An 18,991-nucleotide genomic window follows, 5' to 3' on the forward strand; every position below is an offset into this window, starting at 1 on the left:
AGGGAGGAGGACGGTCTGATGGCACATTTCGCCGAAGGTACATACCACGAAATCATGCATGAGGACGGACATCACGATCTGGAGGAACTGCGTAAATTCGGTTTTTGGTTGTTCCTAATTACAGACTGTATTCTGTTCTCCGTCTTGTTCGCGACATTCGTCGTCTTGAAGGACAGTACGGCAAACGGGCCGGGACCGAAGGACATTATCGAAATGCCTGGCGTCATCGCCGAGACGTTCATCCTGCTAACGAGTAGCTTTACGAGCGGATTAGCCGTTCTGGCCATGAATAAAGGGAGCCGAGAGGGGCTAATTGGCTGGTTGGCCGTCACCATTTTGCTCGGAGCTTGTTTTATCGGGATGGAGGTAACCGAATTTCAAAATCTTGTTTCGGAAGGCCATCCGTACAAGCGCGTTCTTATCGGGTTTTTTCACACTCGTGGGCACTCACGGACTTCACGTGTCCGTCGGTTTCTTCTGGATACTCGGGCTAATCGTACAGCTAAGGCGGCACGGAATAACGCCTGTAAGGGAACGCAAGGTTCAAATCACGAGCCTTTACTGGCACTTTCTTGACGCGGTGTGGATTTTCGTATTTTCAATCGTTTATTTGATGGGGGTGATGTGAGATGAGTACGCATGATAGCCACAGCCATTGCACTAGGTATGGCATACACGGATCATTCAAGGAATACGCAACAGGATTCACACTCTCCATTGTTCTAACGATTATTCCGATACTGGTGATCTTAAACAGTTGGATGACGGGGATAGCGGGCATGATCGTTATCTTGGCCGCGGCGGTTTTGCAATTTGCCGTACAACTACTGTTCTTCATGCACCTTCGCGAAGAGAAGGGTCCGCGCTATAATCTAATGGCTCTAATTCTCGGCATCCTCAAGAGATGAAAAACCTTGGCCAAGGCCAAGGTTTTTTCTTCGATATCACTTCGAATATCACTCTATATTATCCGTTGGTTATTTCGCTCTCTTGCAGAATTGTCCGCAATTGATCGATGAAGATCGCATTTTCTTCATGTGTTCCAACCGAAACGCGAATATGATCGGGAAGGTTCCAGGAGCCTCCGTAACGAACAATGACACCTCTGCTCATCAGTGCTTCGTAGACGTATTTTGCGTTAGCACCTAACTTAATCATCAAAAAATTACTCATGCTCGGAATATAAGAAAGCCCTAGTTCATTTAAGTGAAGATACATTTGGAACAGTCCGTTATGGTTTATTGATTTGGACATTTCAATATGCTCTTTATCTGTGAGCGCCGCCAAGGCTGCTGCCTGTGCTAATGCATTAACGTTGAACGGTTCTTTAACTTTTAATATATGAGAAATAATCTCTGATGAAGCTAATCCGAATCCCACTCGGATACCCGCAAGCCCATATATTTTCGAAAAAGTTTGTAGAACGATAAGAGAGTAGCCCTCTTTTACAAACTCTATCCCATCTGTATAGTCACTAGCAGTTGCGTATTGGCTGTATGCACCGTCAAACATTACGAGAATATGTTTAGGTAAGGATTCCAGCAAAAGGCTTAACTCTTGCCTTGTCATGTAGGTACCTGTGGGATTATTAGGTGAACATAGATATATCAGTTTTGTACGGGGACTTATTGCCCTAATAATCGCTTCAAGATCGTAATGGTAGTCGACGGTGAGCGGAACTTTTATAATTTCGGCTCCCATTAAGTGCGCTCCAAATTCGTACTCGCTGAACGAGGGAGAAGGGACAATAACTTCGTCTCCCGTTTCGAGATACGCTTCCGATACAAGTTTAATTAATTCATCGCCACCATTACTAACGACTATTTGATCAAACGATATACCCTTTTCATATGCTATGGCTTTACGAAGCTTAGACGTATCTGCATCAGGGTATCGATGGAGCTCCGGAAGCATGCGTTGAATAGCTTCAACGGCTATTGGCGATGGGCCTAGAGGATTTTCATTTGAGGCCAACTTAATGACACGGGTCAGACCGAATCGTTCTTGTACTTCCCAGATTGGCATCCCTGGCGAGTAGGGTTTAATATTTTGCAGAGTTGGCCTAGCTTGGGGGTTCTTATTGTATTCCATCTTCTCACCTGCGTTTTATTTTTAATTTTATCCCCATTAGTTAATTAAGAAACCATCCATTGGCGATAAATACGGATCATCCAATTTGCTGTATTAAAAGCTTAATGGAATTAAAAAAAGAAGATGGGGAGGATTTCCCTCCAATTTGTCCATATGCTTACGCTTATGTTTTTTGGCGCAAATCTTTGCTTAAATTAGAATATTTTTATCGACAAACAAGAGGTGATGAAATCAAGCTTCCCAAACTTTATGGTTTGGAATTTGCCACAAAACTTATACATGATGAATTAAAGTATTACCGCTTGAGATTCTTAGATTACTCTACTTTAACTTTGGACAAGCAAGAAGCTGCAGTTAATTGGTTGCTAAACCGAGTGACAGCTGAATTTTGTATTAGCTTCTTTAAGGAATGGCTTGAAATAGCACACAAAGGTACCCTTGAATTAAAAGTTCCAAACTGGAACAATATTGTCCAAATGAAAGTAATTAGTTTCCCCAAAATTGCATTTAATTTTAATGTGTACGATTCGAATGGAAAAATTGAATGCATTCTTAAAAATTCCGTTGCAAAATTACCTGTATATGATTGTCCGTATAATACAATAAAAAAACGTCGCGCGCTCAAAAAAATGAGAACACACCATCCGTTGAATGTAGCTATGAAGGTATTTGATTGTCCAAATAATGAAAATTTACAATTGAAAAGCTACGTTGACTTTAAGGGCTATGACCCGTTGCGTATTCCCATCTTACCGAGGCGCTCGTTTTTTTTGCAAAACTCAAAATTAACGCTCTACAGGAATGCTAACGGATAAGTTAGTTAAATAAAACAGCGGCAGTCTAGGACTTTATTTCTCGTCCTAGGCTGCCGCTCTTAATTCGAGGACTCTCGGTTTTACGTCCCATAAACCGCGTAAAATCAAGAACTCCAGTCTAAGACTTTATTTTCTCAGGACAGACGGTTTTATTCGCAAGCATCGCCATCTTTATCGCAATCTAACTTAGTGGAATATCCAGGGTCGCCCACATAGAGCGGAGCTTTACCTGCATCTCTAACTGCTGTGCACTTTGCATAAGTGACGACTTCCACGTGAGGAAGATGTCCGTTTGTTTGTTTGTTTGTTTGTTTGTTTTATATGCGCTCATTCGTGCATCTCCTCATTTTCCGGACAGATATGGAGTCCATGGTCGTCAAACACAGAGCGGGCAAACATGCACGCAAAAGTTACGAGAATGCCTCCGATGGCGAGCCAATGACGTTCGTATATAAACGCGAAACCTGCGATGAACAGTCCGATGCTCATGATCGGCGGAAGGATGGAAGGAGAAGGCATATGGATGGGACCGACCGGCTCCGAAGGGGGCATCTCGTTGTAGCCTTCTGTTTTTTCCTTCCACCAGGCGTCTAAACCGCGGACGATCGGAATTTGTTTAAAGTTATATTCAGGCGGTGGAGACGGGATCGACCATTCTAGTGTCCGTCCGTCTTCCCAAGGATCGTTCGGTACAGTGGTTTTTTTTATCCCTGAGATGATGACGTTAACGGCGAATACGATGGTTCCGATGCCCATTAGGAATGCACCGATGGAGCTAATAACGTTCATCTGGTCGAAGCCTTGATTCGGCAGGTAAGTCGAAACCCGACGGGGCATCCCCAGCAAACCGAGAAAATGTTGAACGAAGAAAGTCATATGGAAGCCGATGAAGAATAACCAGAACGTCAGCTTGCCCAGTCCTTCGTTCAGCATTCGACCGAACATCTTAGGCCACCAGTAATGCAAGCCCGAGAAAATGCCCAGAATAGAGCCGCCCACTAGAACATAATGGAAGTGAGCAACGACGAAATAAGTATCATGATACTATGTAAACACTCGGCAAGGTTAGCGGTAACGACGCCGACACTTATCCGAAGATGTCGGAAGACAAGAACATTTGCACGAGCGATTGTCGATTTTCTGATAACAACGATGCTTCTGATGGTGCCGGTGATTTTCACGCTCCGACGTTAGAAACTTCCGTTTGGCACAGTAAACTTTTATTTCGCGTTCAAAGCGGTCTTAATGGGGATTCTCGATAGGCTTCAGGATATTAGAACGATCGCAATCTTGATGTTCAGTGGCATTGTAGGGGACTTGTTGTTACGACTAAACAAGTACAATAATCCTTTTGCATGGCAGTATCGGGCAGTCTTCGTGCCGGCGGTGATCTGGAGTTTGTATTTCGCAGGCTTGGGTATGATGGGGCAGCAACCTTGGCACCGGAGTTGTGGGGAGGCGCGATTTTTATATGCGGACTAAGAACTACTTTTTAGTTCTTGTCCTTCGACATAACAAACTATTTATTATTGACATGTGTATAAAATACGGGTTTTGTGAAAATGTCTATAGTATAAATACGGGAGCAACGCCGGCTTGGGCTTACATCGACGTTGCTCCCATTGTTTTCGAATATGTAGAAACGTACTTCAATATGATTCTCATTCGGTTCTCTTACGTCAATCCAAGCAACTTATTAAACATTTTCAGCGCATCGGCATTGCATATTGGTTGCAGCCAGTCATGAACGAAACGTTTGGCTTCGTTAACGTCGATCGGATTCGTATCGATCTGGTTGGCCGTGAGCCAATGATCGGCGGATTCGAATGACGTGCTGTTCCAGCCGTTTTTGTCGCCGTTGTCGTTCAAGCGTTGTTTGACGCCGGATATTACGATATCCATGCCGGCTTGCAATTCGGTAATCGCTTGATCGTAAGCTTTCTTGTGTTCGGTTGCGTCCAAACCGCTGAGCTTCCTTAAAGCACGCGTCTCGATGCCCGGATTCACTTCGATTAACGCTTGCAAATCTAACATCGTTTTTGAAACTAATCCGTCCGCATATCGTTGCTGCATGCTTGCGGATTGGCCGATAATCGACTTTACGGCCGGAACGAGCTCGCGAGCGATCAGAATCGACTTTTTCTTGAAAAACTTGCCGTATGCGGCAACGCCGTCCGCCGGAAAACGAGCTCGCCACAGCCACGGATCCCGATCGGTTTCCGTATACCAGTCGGCTTTGTTCGTGAGGCTTTCTAAGGAAGGATACTCCGGAAAAAGCGGCGACAAAGGTAAAATGCCGATTTCCCGGATCGCCTTCACGGCTTCATCGTATTGTTCAACTTTCATCGTCGTTTGCATCGTATAAGCTCCCCTACACTATTGGTTTACATAATTATTGTTACGTATACATTTGTCAAATAATATGTTTTCGTCCATCCACTTAGCCATTCAGCTTGCTCTCGACAGATCGCATTTTTTGCTCCATCGTACCGACCTTATCTCTCCGATCATCGATCGTCAACGTCGTCGACACCCGCAGCGCGCCATTCTCGAACGGAACCTCGTGCATCCGTCGTACGATCGCGAGCAGCTCATCCAGCTCGCCCTCGATAATCGTGCTCATTGGGGTCAACTCGTATTTGACGCCCTCCCCTGCTTGCTCGAGCACCTTGTATACGGCCGCGACGTAATCTCCTACGCTCGTTGTTCCGGTACCGAGCGGAACGATCGTCACTTGCGCAATCGCCATTCCCTTAACGCCTCCATTAGACTTCAAGCTTACGATTTTCCCTTATTATAACATCCCATAAGATTTCAAAGTTTTCAATCGTTCCACCGTCACCCATCCGCGCCATTCCGTCTCGGCGCCCGGGCTCACCGTCGGCCAACAAATCGGCCAACCGCCGTCGTCTTGTTGTTGACGAACAAGCGCCTCTAGATGCAGATTCAAGTCGTCCGCAGCGATCGCCTTGGCCGCATAGCTGTTACGAGCAGGCGCCCAATCCAATACTTTGTGCACGTAACCTTCCGCTTCGGTATCGCGCTCGATCGTCTCTGGACGTTGAAGCCAATCGTCAATCTTAGCCAATTGAGGGAGTGCTCGTTCTTGGTCCGCAGCATGCTGCAAAAATACGATCCAATGAATGCCGTCCTGATATCCGCTAGGCTGCTCGTTATCTATGACGCTCCAGACATACGCCACGTTTTTCAAAAACCAATGCTCTTCGAAAATCGCCGTGTTCGTTGTCTGTTTGCTAAGCAAGCCCATAACCAACCCTGTCGGATTAATGGAGGCAACGTCGTCACGATCCGTTTTCCACCAAGGCATATGAGGATACTCGCTCGCACTGCGGAATACGAACGGAAGCCCACCGCCCGGCAGCGTAATCCCGCGTAAATATCGTATAATTCCATCCAGCACATCCGGTGCGTACAATGCAACCTCATCCATGACATGCAACGCCATCTCGATCGGAACAGGCTGGCTATACGGGCACCTGATATCCGCCTCGAGCGCGTTGCCGAATCCGCCGTCCGGATTTTGATACGCGCGAAGTGCATCGATGACCGCTTCTGCCGAGCCGCCTTCGAAATGATATTCGTATCTCCTGCGATCCAGCAACCGTCCGTTCTTGTACAGGAATGACTTCGCTTGTTCTAGCACTGTCCCGTTGTTCACCCTAAGCACCCTCCTTTAATTATCGTTCGCATATTGACTCCGAAGTCTATTTGCCATCTCCGCGATCTCAGCTCTCAACGTAACCGGCTCGATTACTTCGGCATTCAAGCCCAGCGTGAAGAAAAACTGCTTAACCCACTCCCACTCCGAGACGGGACATTGAAAATCCAGCTCCCACGATTCGTCACCCACCTGTTTGACGAGTTCGCCAATATGCGTATCTTGTTCGGCAAGCAGCGCTCCGCGATACGTTAGTTTTGCGATTATGCGCGTGCTAGATGGTTGTTGCACGCTAGTTTTCGTCCGCTGAGCGAGGCTACGAGTAAATTCATCGACCTCTTCCAACGCTTGAACGGATGCCATTCGATCGACGCGGAACGTTCGCTCCGCTTCATGCGTAACCGAATAAGCTTCGCAGTACCAGAACCCGTGCGCAGCGTATATTTTACGAGGAAGCAGCTTAAGCCAACGCTCGTGATTCTCGGATCGATACTTCACCTGAATCCATCGCGACTCGGCCGTATGCGACATTAATTCGGACAAATGAGGCGTTTTAACGTTACGCTGCGGAACTTCGGCTTCAACGACCGACAATAGCGGTTCGATCTCGCTTAACGTCTGTTCCGGCAAAATCGCCTTCAACTTGTCCACTACCGTCCATCGCCCGTATCGGAACGGAGTGTCCGACATCCTCTCCAACGTTCGCAACGCGAACATGACGGTTAACGCTTCATGGAAATCCAACTGCAACGGCGGCAATTGAAAACCATCCATAAGCTGAAAGCCCCCTGTTGGTCCGGTCGTAGCGAACAAGGGGACGCCCATCTCGGATAGCGCCTGCATATCCCGCATGATCGTGCGTTTCGTCACTTCGAATTTATCCGCCAGCGCTTGCGCGGTTGCCGGCTTCTGCTGCAGCGCAATCAAGATCGCCATCAATCTGTCGGTCCGTCTCACCGTTATCCCCCTTGTCTTCTACCGTAATGATAGCACTATATTGGTGACAGGTAGAATGTCATCAATTATGGAGGTAATAAAAAAAGTAATTCATGCCCTAAGCAAAAAGCTCGTATTCCGATGCGCCGCGTTAACGGCAACTCCGGAATACGAGCTTTATTAATATCATTAAATAATGGGAATCGATTTAGGCGTGGAAATCTTGTCCGCCGATCGTTTCTTTAACGTAACCGGCGCGGATCGTGAAGTCGCCGAAGTGTTCGCCGTCTTGACGCTCGGACGCATAACGCGCGAGAATCGGCTTCAAGGAATCGAGAATTTCGGCTTCGCCGATATTCTCCTTGTACAGCTTGTTCAGCCGCTCGCCTCTAAAGCCTCCGCCCAAATACATGTTGTATTTGCCTTGCGCTTTGCCGATAAACGCGATTTCCGCGAGCATCGGTCTGGCGCATCCGTTCGGACAGCCGGTCATGCGGATGACGATATCTTCGTCTTGCAGGCCGGTTTCCTTCAGCATCGGCTCGATCTTGTCGAGCAACGCCGGCAAGTAACGCTCTGACTCCGCCATCGCGAGTCCGCACGTCGGGAAAGCTACGCACGCCATCGCGTTGCGACGCAGTGCCGAGTAGTAGCTACCATCGGTTAACCCGTACGTAGCTAGCAGCTCTTCGACTTTCTTCTTCTTCTGTGCGCTAACATTGCCGATGATCAGGTTCTGGTTCGCCGTCAGACGGAAATCTCCGGTATGCTGCTTGGCGATCTCACGAAGACCTGTCATCAGTTGCAGGTCACCTTCGTCCTTAATACGGCCATTTTGGATGAACAACGTGTAATGCCATTTGCCGTTGCTTCCTTTGACCCAGCCGTAGCGATCCCCGTTGGAATCGAACTTGTAAGGGCGCGCCTCTTCAAGCTTCCATCCGAGACGGGTGTTCAGCTCGTCTTTGAACCATTCGATGCCGCGGTCGTCGATCGTGTACTTGAAGCGCGCATGCTTCCGTACGGAACGATCGCCGTAATCCCGTTGAATCGTGACGGTTTTCTCCGCTACATCGACCATTTGCTCCGGCGTGCAGAATCCGATTACGCGAGCGATTTGCGGATACGTCTTCGTATCGCCGTGCGACATGCCCATGCCGCCGCCTACCGATACGTTGAAGCCTTTCAGCTTGCCCGCATCGTCCACGATCGCGATGAAGCCTAAGTCTTGGGAGAACACGTCCACGTCGTTGGACGGAGGAACAGCTACGCCGATTTTGAACTTACGCGGCAAGTAGACTAAGCCGTAGATCGGCTCTTGCTCTACGCCTTCGAGACTGTCGACGACTTTCTCGCCGTCCAGCCAGATCTCGTGATAGGCGCGCGTCTGCGGATCCAAATGCGTGCTGACGCGGGAAGCCCACTCGTACACTTCGGCATGCAAATCCGATTGGTGCGGGTTCGGGTTGCACATGACGTTCCGGTTAACGTCGCCGCATGCCGCTAACGTGCTGAGCATCGCGTCGTTCACTTCGCGGATCGTGTTTTTCAAATTCCACTTGATGACGCCGTGTAATTGGAACGACTGACGGGTCGTCAGACGGATCGTTCCGTTAGCGAACTTCTGCGCCACGCGGTCCATCATCAGCCATTGGTCCGGCGTTACGACGCCGCCCGCCGCGCGAACGCGAAGCATGAATTGGTAGGCCGGCTCAAGCTTTTGTTTGTTCCGCTCGTTGCGAAGATCGCGATCGTCTTGCATGTAGCTGCCGTGGAACTTCATCAAGCGGTTCTCGTCTTCGGTAATCGAACCGGTAATGACGTCTTTCAACGTCTCTTCCAGGTTACCCCGCAAGTAATTCGTACGTTGCTTAATATGCTCTACATCGCTATGGGGAGCGCTGTTCGTTGATAATAGATGATTGTTTGACATAGTTAATTCTCCTCTCGCAAGCTGCGAACTCGCGCCTTAGTACACGTCTCTCTGATAACGCTTCTGCTGTTGCATACCGGCTACGTATTCCGCAGCTTCCTCGGGGCTTAGCTTGCCTTCCTTCTCGATAATGGCCAGCAAAGCAGCATGCACGTCGTGAGCCATCTTCTTCTCGTCGCCGCAGACGTATACGTGCGCGCCTTCTTGCAACCAACGATAGAGCTCTTCGCTCTTCTCGTGCATACGGTGCTGTACGTATACTTTCTGATCGGTATCGCGCGAGAAAGCGACATCCATTCGGGTAAGCACGCCGTCTTTAAGCCAACGTTGCCATTCGATCTGATAGAGGAAATCGGTCGAGAAATGCTGGTCTCCATAGAACAGCCAAGACTTGCCGGCAGCGCCGGTCTCTTCTCTCTCGGCGACGAACGCTCTGAACGGAGCAACGCCCGTTCCAGGTCCGATCATGATGATCGGCGCGTTCGGATTCTCAGGAAGCTTGAAGCTCGCGTTCTGCTGGATGAACACCGGCAACGCGTCTCCCGCTTGCACGCGCTCCGCGAGGTGAACGGAGCAGACGCCGCTGCGTTGTCTGCCATGCGCTTCATAGCGCACCGCGCGAACGGTAATGTGCACTTCGTCAGGGCTAGCCTTCGGACTGCTGGCGATCGAGTACAACCGCGCCGGAATTTTCCGCAATAGCGTAACGAACGGCTCGGCCGGAATGCCTTTAAACGAATAGTCTTGGATCAAGTCCAGCAAATCGCGTCCCGCTAAGTAAGCTTTCAAATCTTGCTCGCTTCCGGGTGCCAGCAGATCGCACAATTCCGCGTTCGAAGTCATTTGTTCGATCGCGGACAGCAGCGGCTTCGTAAGCGTCGTAATCTCGTAAACGTTGATTAGAGCATCGCGCAAGCCCCGTTGCTCGCCGTTCTTGTTAACCGTAACAAGCTCATCCGCGCGCCATTCCATCGCCGCGATCAACGCGTCGACGAGGGCAGGATCGTTCTGCGGAATGACGCCTAAGCTATCGCCAGGCTCATACTGCAAATTCGAACCTTCGAGGGAAATCTCAACGTGGCGCGTCTCGCGATCCGAACCGCGGCCGTTCAAGTTCAAGTTTTCCAAAATTTCGGCTTTAAAAGGATTGCTGCGCGTATATTCGGATTCCGTCTCCGCTTGGACGGCAGCGCTCGAACCCGGTGCGTTAGCCGCTGCAGGAGCAGCCGAAGACTGGCTGACCGCGCCTAACACTTGCGTCATCCACTCGCCGGCCGCCTCTTCGAAGTCCACGTCGCAATCGACGCGATCTACGATCCGCTTGCCGCCGAGCTCTTCCAAGCGCTTGTCGAAGTCTTTGCCCGTCTGGCAGAAAAACTCGTAAGACGTGTCTCCGAGCGCCAGTACGGAGAATCGCAGGTCCTCCAATTGAGGAGCGCGCTTGCTATGAAGGAATTCGTAGAAGGCGATCGCGTTATCCGGCGCATCTCCTTCTCCGTGCGTGCTTACTACGATGAACAAGTCCTGGACTTTCTTCAGGTTGTTCAGCTTGAAGTCGCTCATCGAAGACAAAGCCACTTGCAGCCCTTGCTCCGTCAGCTTCTTGGAAAACTTCGTCGCCAGTTTATGGCTATTGCCGGTCTGCGAACCGTACAGCACGGTTACTTCTCTTGCTACGGCAACTGCCATCGGTTGGGCGACCGGTGCCGGTACGGAACTAGCGCCTGCGGCAGCCGAGCCGCCTATCGCCGTCAAATATCCGCTCAGCCAGATTCGTTGCGTGTCCGTTAGCGTCGGCAACAGACGGTTCAACAACTCTGCTTGTTCTTGAGTAAAAGGACTATTCGTCGTTTGCAATTCCAACAATATGCACCTCGCGTAGCATGAAATACTCGTATTTTGTTGTATTCTCTACCTTTGAAGCTAACACAGCGCCATGGCAGGGTCAATTAGATTGATTTTATAGGTTCTATCAGTTCCGGTTATGTTGCGGGTCGAACCGACCACTTGCTACCTTCTCTGGGCACAAACAAATACAATATTATGCAAAATAGGGCGGTATCCCGTGGAAATCAGGTTATTTCAATGTCCGAGCAAACAATATTCGGGAATAATTGGCATCTACGATCAGCAATATCTCCTATTCTCGTTTGTACGGGTTAATTTTTCTTTTTCGATCAATCGGTTGACATAATTTTTATTATTACTCACTTCGTCGGAAGCTCAAAGCCGTATTTCAGAAAAATGTCCATCGCTTCCTTCGATTGCAAGTAGGCGTACAAGTCTTTTGCCTCATCGCTGTACTTCGTCGCCTTTACGATACCGATCGGATAGACGATCGAATCGTAAGAAGCTGGATCGACGCTAAAGGCGATATTTGATTTCTTTGACGTTAACGCGTCCGTCTTGTAGACGAACCCCGCGTCCACGTTGCCCGTCTCTACGTCCTGCAGCACTTGGCGAACGTCTTTGGCTTGGACGGTCTTTGATTGCATGGCCTCCCACAACCCGGCCTTCGTTAACGCCTGTTGGGCGTAGTTGCCTGCCGGAACACTTGACGGAATGCCGATCGCGATTTGCTTGACACCGTCTTGCGACAAGTCTGCCATGTTTGCAATCGTTATTTTGCTATCCACCGGCGTAACGACGACTAACGAATTCGATAATAAATTCGTATGCTCGTCCTCCGCAATCAACTGCTTGTCTACTAAGGCATTCATGTTTTTAGCGGCTGCGGAAATGAACAGGTCGACGGGCGCCCCTTGTTCGATCTGTTGCTGCAGCGTTCCGGAAGCCGCAAAATTGAACTTTATTTTCACGCGGTCATGCGAGGCTTCGTACTGCTTCTGGATTTCCGTCAGCGCATCGGTTAGGCTAGCCGCGGCGGAAACCGTTAATTTTACCGTCTCATTATCCTTGCCGCATCCCGTTAACGCAAACGTGAGCGCAACGACAAGTAACGTGATCCAAAACCTATTTTTCATCCTGCTGTTCATGATTCCACTGATCGCCCACCCTTCCTAAATTTCAAGTAATCGTTCGATTGGCTTATGTTACAATAATGACCATAGATACCTACGACAATACCGCTAAACCGATCATTTGTCTTTCGATTAAAACACCTGAGTCACTACTTCCGGTATCTGTCGCGGTAGTTCATGATTAACCAGATTGCCGTGCCAATCACGTAGATCGGCAAGACGATTACGATTAATGTCGCGAGATCCGCTAGATCGTTCCACCCGTTGTTATCGCGCCCGACTTCGTAAGCGAATAGTAGATCCGCCAACGCGTATAATGCGAGCGGTACCCATCTTCGCTGCCACATCGCTCCGAGCGTGGCGATAACCATGGCGATACCGGCTACATAAGTCCAGTTCATTACGCTCTTCCTCCTTATAACCATTCAAATAACAGCTACTTGCTCGTAAAGCACTTATGAGGTGACACGATGAATTTGCAAAAAATACGCGATCGCGAGGAACTCGACAAGCGCATCCCGACTTTGCCCTGGTACGTCGAGAAGTTCATGAATTATAAGCTGCCGGACTTATCTCCCTCGTCCTTGCTCGAATACGCGAGAGATTACGAGAAGTTCCTATCTTGGCTCATGGCCGAAGGCTTGACCGCGGCGGACCGGATGAGCACGATCCCGATCGAGGACCTTGAACGGCTGCACATGGACAGCATCGACAACTTCCGCATGCACCTGGCGACGAAGCGGGATAACGCGAATACGCGGACGACGATTTCGCGCAAGCTTTCTTCGCTTAGATCGCTATTCCACTATTTAAGCCAAATCGCCGAGGATGACAACTTCTACCCGCTCTTAAAGCGCAACGTCATGGCCAAAGTGTCGGTCAAACGTACGCAGAAGCCGAAAGATACGGCCGCTAAGCTAGAGGGCAAGCTGCTGCAGGAACAAGAAATCATCGAATTCATTAACTACATTAATCATGATTACGCCCATGACGTCGCAACGAACAAACAAGCGATCTACGCCCATGAGCTCAATCACGTTCGCGACAGCAGCATCGTGAGCTTGATCCTCAACTCCGGCCTGCGCGTCTCCGAGCTCGTAAACCTAAACGTCGACGACGTGGACTTCAAAAAACGGCTCGTATACGTGTTCCGTAAAGGTAAAAACGACGATACGTTCAAGACGCCGGTCTACTTCCGCAGCGACGCGATCGCCGACCTCGAGCAATATATGAGCCAGCGCGAGACGCGTTATAAGGCGCCGAAGCGTGAGAAAGCGTTGTTCCTGGCGATCGCCAACGGCAAAAAAGAAGGCGCCCGAATGACGAAGCGCGCCATTCAAGAGATGGTTATCAAATACGCGAAACGGTTCGGCAAGCCCTACTTGTCGGTCCATAAGCTGCGACATTCGTTCGCGACCGACTATTACTTAAGCAATGACCTGTACAAGACGCAGGAGCAGCTTGGCCACGCTTCGCCGGAGACGACGCAAATCTACGCCCATCTAACGGATAAGACGATGGCGGAAGCGATCGACAAAAGGCAGAACGATTCGAAATAATGAAAGTCGCAAAAATAAACCGATTCCTAATAAAAACCACTCCGATAAAGGAGTGGTTTCGTTCGTTTATTGAGCGAGCGCGGCCGCTTCTTCCCTGCGTTTAAGAATGGCGTTCATCCACTCTTTGCCGGTACGGCGCTCCTGCTTCGCCAGATGAAAATATTCCGCGTAATCCGATGCCATCGGATAACCGCCGATTAAGCCGAGAACCGGCCGATATTCTTCGAGAATGTCGCGCGCGACCGCCGCGCTATATCCGTAACGTTGCTGCAGTTGATCGACGATTGCCTTCTCGTAAGCGTTAAGCTTGGGACGATTAGCCATGGGATCGCCACCTTTTTCCTTGATAGATTTCATACCCGGATAGCTGCAGCATCGGAGCGAGCGATTCGGAACCGAACGCGATTTGATTGCCTAGCTTAAGCGAATCTAGCCGGCGATTGGCGTGGTTACGCGTAATCTTGTCCATAAACCAATCGGCGTTCTTCTTTAATTTTACTCCATTTGCCACAATCTTACCAGTATCCGCATCGGCCATCGGACCGATTATAATATCCGCGTGAACGGAGCATGGATCGGGCGCGTCTACCGCAACGGTTCGGTGCTCATAAATATATTGCGCCCAGTTGAGCGATATGCCCGTAAAGATCCGATAACTAGGCTGACTAGGAAGACGATCCGGAAACAAAGCGATTTCGAGTACGCAAGGATTGCCGGTATTCAGCTTATCTTGCATCGCGCGTGCCCACATTCTCGCCTGCTCGATCGAGATCGTCGTATAGAAGCCTCTACCGAAGTCTCGATTCGGTTTCCAATAGCTTGAATTGAGCAATTGTGCTTTAAATCCGTCCAGGAAAATGTCCAGCGTGCCGTGATAGACTTTGGCGGGAAATACGACTTCGATCGAGATGTCGGGCACCTCCAAGCGGTTGCTGATAATACGAACGCGATGTTCCTATTATACAGGGGTTGATAGATTTTACCACCACTTGGTTGACATAATATATTTGATGTTAACTCAATGCGAGACGGCAGATTAAAGGATAATTAATGTCATAAAATAAAGGACCGCCGCGAAGACGATCCCTGTAACTTATTTCGACGTAATAACATTGATTTGCGACGCGAATCTCGTGTCCGGCGTAATCTCGTACCTCAGCGTCCATGCTTGAACTTTGGAACCTATTTTCACATTTGCCCTGTTTCCCGTCTGTCCATTCCATTGATAAATCGTTATGGGCAGCACGCGGAGCTTGACGTGATCGACTTCGATGTAGTTGTTCTCGCTATTCGGTTGATCAAGATCCAGTGCCGTAATCTCGCCTTGTAAATCCCCGTCTCCAACATCGAAATCAACGACCTGCAACTGAACCCCGCTCGTCTGACCCGGATAGCTGTCCATAACCATTCCGTCGCTCCATGCATTCACTTTATACCCGATTTTGAGCTCTTCCGTCATGGCGGGCGGGAAAGTCACCCACATTGCGCTCGGATTGCTGCCACTCGCCGCATCGCCGACGATAAGCACGCGTCTTCCGTCGAGCGCGGTAATCTTTCCTGTGATATCGGCTTTGGCCGGTATGGCGAAGGAATCGATACGGAGCGCGAATGCATAGCCGATTTTATTATATATCGCTTGCTTTAAGCGGTCCGTCTCCTCATCCGTGAGGGTCTCCCATGGCTTCTGCGTCTTAAGAACTTCAACGATCACTACATCGTTCGTCGAATAGGAGCTTCGCATATGCACACCATAGGCGGCATAGACGTCCGATAGATGCGAAAGCTCCGCCGGCAATCGATCCCTTTCCGCTTGGTCCAGCTGCTTAATGTCTTTGCCCGTGTTGCCGCATCCTGCGAGGACGAACAGCATGGCTACGACGACTACGAATATCCAACCGCGTGCGTATGGTTTGTTCACGGGGTCGTTCCTCCCCTGCTTCAGCGGATAGGTTCTATATACCCAAACGCTTGAAAGCCTTGAAATGTTGCTCGCATTCGGACAAAGCGCGAATAAGGCGCAGCAGAGTCGGCAGATACTGGGAATCATAGCTATGCAAAATCGCGATTTAAGGAAGGTGAAGCTATGTTCTCCGCAATCCGCAACGGAATATTGATCCTCGGGCTTCTATTCGGCGCGTGCGGCTCCGTTAACAGCATGACCGCATCCGCGGCTATTCAACCGCCCGAATACGCCAAATGGGGCCGTATCGCCATGCAGGTAACGATTGAACGCTACCATTTGCCGATCGTAGACTATTTGCACGTCGGCCGCAGACAGCTTTCGCCCGGAATCGCGGAAGAAAAATTCAAGCTTTGGTTGCGCAGCAATACACGAGAGTTCGGCGTATTCGTTACGATCAGGTTCGAGACATCATCCGACCGCATATTGGCGATCGAATTCGAAGAAACGTCGCGTTAGTTCAGCCGTTCATAAAAGTGCAACCGGTTGCTTTTGGCTTTCGCTTCGTCGAAAATCCGTAAAATGGGAACGATACGGTTGGCAGACCATTGTGCGGACGCGGACATCTTAAGACCTCCTCTAGATTGAATAAGATACGAATAGATTAAAGGAACGAACTTACCCCTACAAGAGGTGCCCTATGGATTATCGCATTGAAAAAGATACGCTGGGCGAAATCAAAGTGCCGGCGGACAAACGTTGGGGCGCGCAGACGCAGCGCAGCCTCGAAAATTTCAAAATCGGCACGGAGAAAATGTCGCCTGCCCTTATTGCCGACTTCGCTATTCTAAAGAAAAGCGCCGCTATCGTGAACAGACTGCTTGGCAAGCTTAGCGAGGAGAAATCGCAAGCGATCGTAGCCGCGGCGGACCGCATTATCGCCGGTGAGATGAACGAGCACTTCCCGCTCGCCGTCTGGCAGACGGGCAGCGGAACGCAGACGAACATGAACGTGAACGAAGTGATCGCGAACATTGCTAACGAGCAATTGGCTGCGCAAGGCAGCAGCGAGCGCATCCATCCGAACGACGACGTGAACAAATCGCAGAGCTCGAACGATACTTTCCCGACCGCCATGCATATCGCTGCGTACGACGCTACCGTGAAGCAAGTGCTTCCCGCCATTCGCAAGCTTAGAACGACGTTAGAAGACAAAAGCCGGCAATTCGCCGACATTATCAAGATCGGAAGAACGCATTTGCAGGATGCGACGCCGCTTACGCTCGGCCAGGAGTTCAGCGGTTGGTCGCGCATGCTGGAGAAAACCGAGCAGATGATCTCGCAAAGCGCGGCTAGCTTGCTCGAGCTGGCGATCGGCGGAACCGCCGTAGGCACTGGCATTAACGCGCATCCGCTATTCGGCCTGAAAGTAGCGGAGACGGTCGCCGAACTGACCGGCCACCCGTTCGTCACCGCTGCGAACAAGTTCCACGCGCTTACGAGCCACGACGAGCTCGTCTACGTGCACGGCGCGTTCAAAGCGCTCGCAGCCGACCTGATGAAGATCGCCAACGACGTACGCTGGTTAGCCAGTGGACCGCGCAGCGGCATCGGCGAGCTGTCGATTCCGGCGAACGAGCCGGGCAGCTCTATTATGCCGGGCAAAGTGAACCCGACCCAGTCGGAAGCGATGACGATGGTCGTGGCGCAAGTACTCGGCAACGACGTCACGATCGGCTTCGCGGCTAGCCAGGGTAACTTCGAGCTGAACGTGTTCAAGCCGGTCATTATGAACGCGTTCCTTCAGTCCGCAAGATTGCTGTCCGACGCGATGATTTCCTTCAACGACAACTGCGCGATCGGGATCGAGGCGAACGTATCGGTCATTCAAGACCATCTCGACCGCTCGCTCATGCTCGTCACAGCGCTTAACCCGCTCATCGGCTACGAGAATGCGGCCGCCATCGCCAAAACCGCGCATAAGAACGGCTTAACGCTCAAACAAGCCGCTCTGGCGAGCGGCTTGTTAACGGAAGAGCAATATGATGAAATTGTCAGACCGGAGCTGATGATCCATCCGAAAGAATGATCATTAACGTCATTAATTAGAAGACGAAATCGTCGTCCGTCAAAGGTTCGACGTGAATGGTGCGAATATATCCGTTGCCCTTCTTCGAGAAGAAGTCGTGCTGCTTCGTGCGCGTGCTTAGTCCGTTCAACACGATCGGATTAATGTCTTCTTCCGGGAACGCCGGATCGAGACCGAGATTCATAAGCGCCTTGTTCGCGTTGTAGCGCATGAACTTCTTCACTTCTTCGGCTAGTCCGACGTCCGCGTACAGTTGGTCGGCATAACGTTCTTCGTTCTCGTGAAGGAACTGAAGCAGCCCTTGGAACGTCTCGTAGGCTTCGTCCTGTTCATCCGCATCAAGCTCGGCATACACTTCCTGCGCTAAGACGCCAACGTACAAGCCGTGAATGCTCTCGTCGCGCAGGATAAGGTCGATGATCTCGCCGCTGCTCGTCATTTTCCCTTGGCCGGCCAAGTATAGCGGATAGAAGAACCCGCTGTAGAACAAATAGCTCTCTAGCAGTACGGACGCGGCCATCGCCAAGTACAGACTCTTCTTCGAGTCGATGGACTTATAGTAAGCGGATATCGTCTCCGCCTTCGTCTGCAAGTAAGGGTTGTTCTCTACCCAGCGGAATACCGCCTCGATCTCTTCGTTCGTCGACACCGTCGTGAAAATGCTGCTGTACGACTTGGCGTGGATTTGCTCCATCATCGCCATGAAGCCGATAACCGCTTTGCGCTGCAGCCCTTCGACGTGCTCGAGTATGCGCGGCATGCCGACGCCGCCTTGGATCGTATCGAGCAGCGTCAATCCGCCTAGCACTTTCATGTATAGTTCCCGCTGAGCTTCGCTCAAGTTCATCCATGACATTTTGTCGTCGGAGAGCGGAATTTCGTCGTCCGTCCAGAATTGCATAATGTTCTGATCCCAGAACGTCTTCGTAAAATCGTCCTCTTGCTTATTCCAGTTCACCGCTTTGATCGCAGCCAACGCGTCTCTCCCCTTCCGGATGTTGCCGATCG

General features: G+C 50.3%; 18 protein-coding genes and 3 pseudogenes. 6 read left to right on the plus strand and 15 right to left on the minus strand.

Annotation, left to right across the window (positions count from 1 at the left end):
- Positions 1-18 precede the first annotated feature (18 nt).
- Both cyoC and ACFPQ4_RS02160 read left to right on the plus strand, forming a co-directional pair.
- Positions 19-628 (plus strand): annotated as a pseudogene (gene cyoC / locus ACFPQ4_RS02155) (cytochrome o ubiquinol oxidase subunit III).
- Position 629: 1 nt separating this feature from the next.
- Positions 630-908 (plus strand): cytochrome o ubiquinol oxidase subunit IV, encoded by a 279-nt coding sequence (locus ACFPQ4_RS02160; RefSeq protein WP_378110085.1) that lies wholly within the window; start codon positions 630-632, stop codon positions 906-908.
- Between the two features lie 58 nt (positions 909-966).
- On the opposite strand, the gene hisC is transcribed toward ACFPQ4_RS02160, so the two are convergent.
- Entirely contained in the window at positions 967-2,091 is a 1,125-nt protein-coding gene (gene hisC, locus ACFPQ4_RS02165; protein ID WP_378110086.1) for a histidinol-phosphate transaminase, read from the minus strand.
- Positions 2,092-2,150: 59 nt separating this feature from the next.
- Here hisC and ACFPQ4_RS02170 point away from each other — a divergent pair, with 59 nt between their 5' ends.
- Positions 2,151-2,906, plus strand: a complete 756-nt coding sequence (locus ACFPQ4_RS02170) for a hypothetical protein (protein WP_378110087.1) — start codon at positions 2,151-2,153, stop codon at positions 2,904-2,906.
- 149 nt (positions 2,907-3,055) lie between these two features.
- Here ACFPQ4_RS02170 and ACFPQ4_RS02175 read toward each other — a convergent pair.
- The 10 genes and pseudogenes from ACFPQ4_RS02175 to ACFPQ4_RS02220 form a co-directional block, all read right to left on the minus strand.
- Positions 3,056-3,172: pseudogene (locus ACFPQ4_RS02175) on the minus strand (excalibur calcium-binding domain-containing protein); the annotation flags it as partial.
- A 61-nt stretch (positions 3,173-3,233) separates the two neighbouring features.
- Positions 3,234-3,950, minus strand: a pseudogene (locus ACFPQ4_RS02180) (cbb3-type cytochrome c oxidase subunit I); the annotation flags it as partial.
- 630 nt (positions 3,951-4,580) lie between these two features.
- Positions 4,581-5,264: an AlkZ-related protein gene (locus ACFPQ4_RS02185; RefSeq protein ID WP_378110088.1), complete on the minus strand. Its 684-nt coding sequence runs from the start codon at positions 5,262-5,264 to the stop codon at positions 4,581-4,583.
- Between the two features lie 82 nt (positions 5,265-5,346).
- Positions 5,347-5,655, minus strand: coding sequence for an MTH1187 family thiamine-binding protein (locus ACFPQ4_RS02190; RefSeq protein ID WP_378110089.1), 309 nt, complete (start codon positions 5,653-5,655; stop codon positions 5,347-5,349).
- 45 nt (positions 5,656-5,700) lie between these two features.
- Positions 5,701-6,585: a prenyltransferase/squalene oxidase repeat-containing protein gene (locus ACFPQ4_RS02195; RefSeq protein WP_378110090.1), complete on the minus strand. Its 885-nt coding sequence runs from the start codon at positions 6,583-6,585 to the stop codon at positions 5,701-5,703.
- Positions 6,586-6,600: 15 nt separating this feature from the next.
- Positions 6,601-7,542 (minus strand): helix-turn-helix transcriptional regulator, encoded by a 942-nt coding sequence (locus ACFPQ4_RS02200; protein ID WP_378110091.1) that lies wholly within the window; start codon positions 7,540-7,542, stop codon positions 6,601-6,603.
- Between the two features lie 187 nt (positions 7,543-7,729).
- A complete protein-coding gene (gene cysI / locus ACFPQ4_RS02205) occupies positions 7,730-9,454 on the minus strand; it encodes an assimilatory sulfite reductase (NADPH) hemoprotein subunit (RefSeq protein ID WP_378110092.1) in 1,725 nt (574 codons plus the stop codon).
- A gap of 36 nt (positions 9,455-9,490) precedes the next feature.
- Positions 9,491-11,317, minus strand: a complete 1,827-nt coding sequence (locus tag ACFPQ4_RS02210; protein WP_378110173.1) for an assimilatory sulfite reductase (NADPH) flavoprotein subunit — start codon at positions 11,315-11,317, stop codon at positions 9,491-9,493.
- A 344-nt stretch (positions 11,318-11,661) separates the two neighbouring features.
- A complete protein-coding gene (modA, locus tag ACFPQ4_RS02215; RefSeq protein ID WP_378110093.1) occupies positions 11,662-12,450 on the minus strand; it encodes a molybdate ABC transporter substrate-binding protein in 789 nt (262 codons plus the stop codon).
- A 134-nt stretch (positions 12,451-12,584) separates the two neighbouring features.
- On the minus strand, positions 12,585-12,836 hold the full coding sequence (locus ACFPQ4_RS02220) for a hypothetical protein (protein WP_378110094.1): 252 nt from the start codon (positions 12,834-12,836) through the stop codon (positions 12,585-12,587).
- Between the two features lie 69 nt (positions 12,837-12,905).
- Here ACFPQ4_RS02220 and xerS point away from each other — a divergent pair, with 69 nt between their 5' ends.
- Entirely contained in the window at positions 12,906-13,994 is a 1,089-nt protein-coding gene (gene xerS / locus ACFPQ4_RS02225; RefSeq protein ID WP_378110095.1) for a tyrosine recombinase XerS, read from the plus strand.
- Positions 13,995-14,060: 66 nt separating this feature from the next.
- Here the strand turns inward: xerS and ACFPQ4_RS02230 are convergent, their stop codons facing one another.
- The 3 genes from ACFPQ4_RS02230 to ACFPQ4_RS02240 form a co-directional block, all read right to left on the minus strand.
- Positions 14,061-14,318, minus strand: a complete 258-nt coding sequence (locus tag ACFPQ4_RS02230; protein ID WP_378110096.1) for a hypothetical protein — start codon at positions 14,316-14,318, stop codon at positions 14,061-14,063.
- On the minus strand, positions 14,311-14,913 hold the full coding sequence (locus ACFPQ4_RS02235; RefSeq protein ID WP_378110097.1) for a DUF3990 domain-containing protein: 603 nt from the start codon (positions 14,911-14,913) through the stop codon (positions 14,311-14,313). Before ACFPQ4_RS02235 ends, ACFPQ4_RS02230 begins: the two co-directional genes overlap by 8 nt.
- Before the next feature lie 174 nt (positions 14,914-15,087).
- Positions 15,088-15,912 (minus strand): DUF3221 domain-containing protein, encoded by an 825-nt coding sequence (locus tag ACFPQ4_RS02240; RefSeq protein WP_378110098.1) that lies wholly within the window; start codon positions 15,910-15,912, stop codon positions 15,088-15,090.
- 165 nt (positions 15,913-16,077) lie between these two features.
- Between ACFPQ4_RS02240 and ACFPQ4_RS02245 the strand changes: the two genes are divergently transcribed.
- Complete coding sequence (locus ACFPQ4_RS02245; protein WP_378110099.1) at positions 16,078-16,413, plus strand: YqzG/YhdC family protein; 336 nt, start codon at positions 16,078-16,080, stop codon at positions 16,411-16,413.
- A 181-nt stretch (positions 16,414-16,594) separates the two neighbouring features.
- Positions 16,595-17,983, plus strand: coding sequence for a class II fumarate hydratase (gene fumC, locus ACFPQ4_RS02250; RefSeq protein WP_378110100.1), 1,389 nt, complete (start codon positions 16,595-16,597; stop codon positions 17,981-17,983).
- A gap of 16 nt (positions 17,984-17,999) precedes the next feature.
- On the opposite strand, the gene nrdF is transcribed toward fumC, so the two are convergent.
- Positions 18,000-18,959 carry a class 1b ribonucleoside-diphosphate reductase subunit beta gene (gene nrdF / locus ACFPQ4_RS02255; protein ID WP_378110101.1) on the minus strand — a complete coding sequence of 320 codons (960 nt, stop codon included), beginning with the start codon at positions 18,957-18,959 and terminating at the stop codon, positions 18,000-18,002.
- Positions 18,960-18,991 lie beyond the last annotated feature (32 nt).

Origin of the sequence: Cohnella yongneupensis (assembly GCF_042655785.1) — a bacterium.
GTDB classification, from domain to species: Bacteria; Bacillota; Bacilli; order Paenibacillales; family Paenibacillaceae; genus Cohnella; species Cohnella yongneupensis.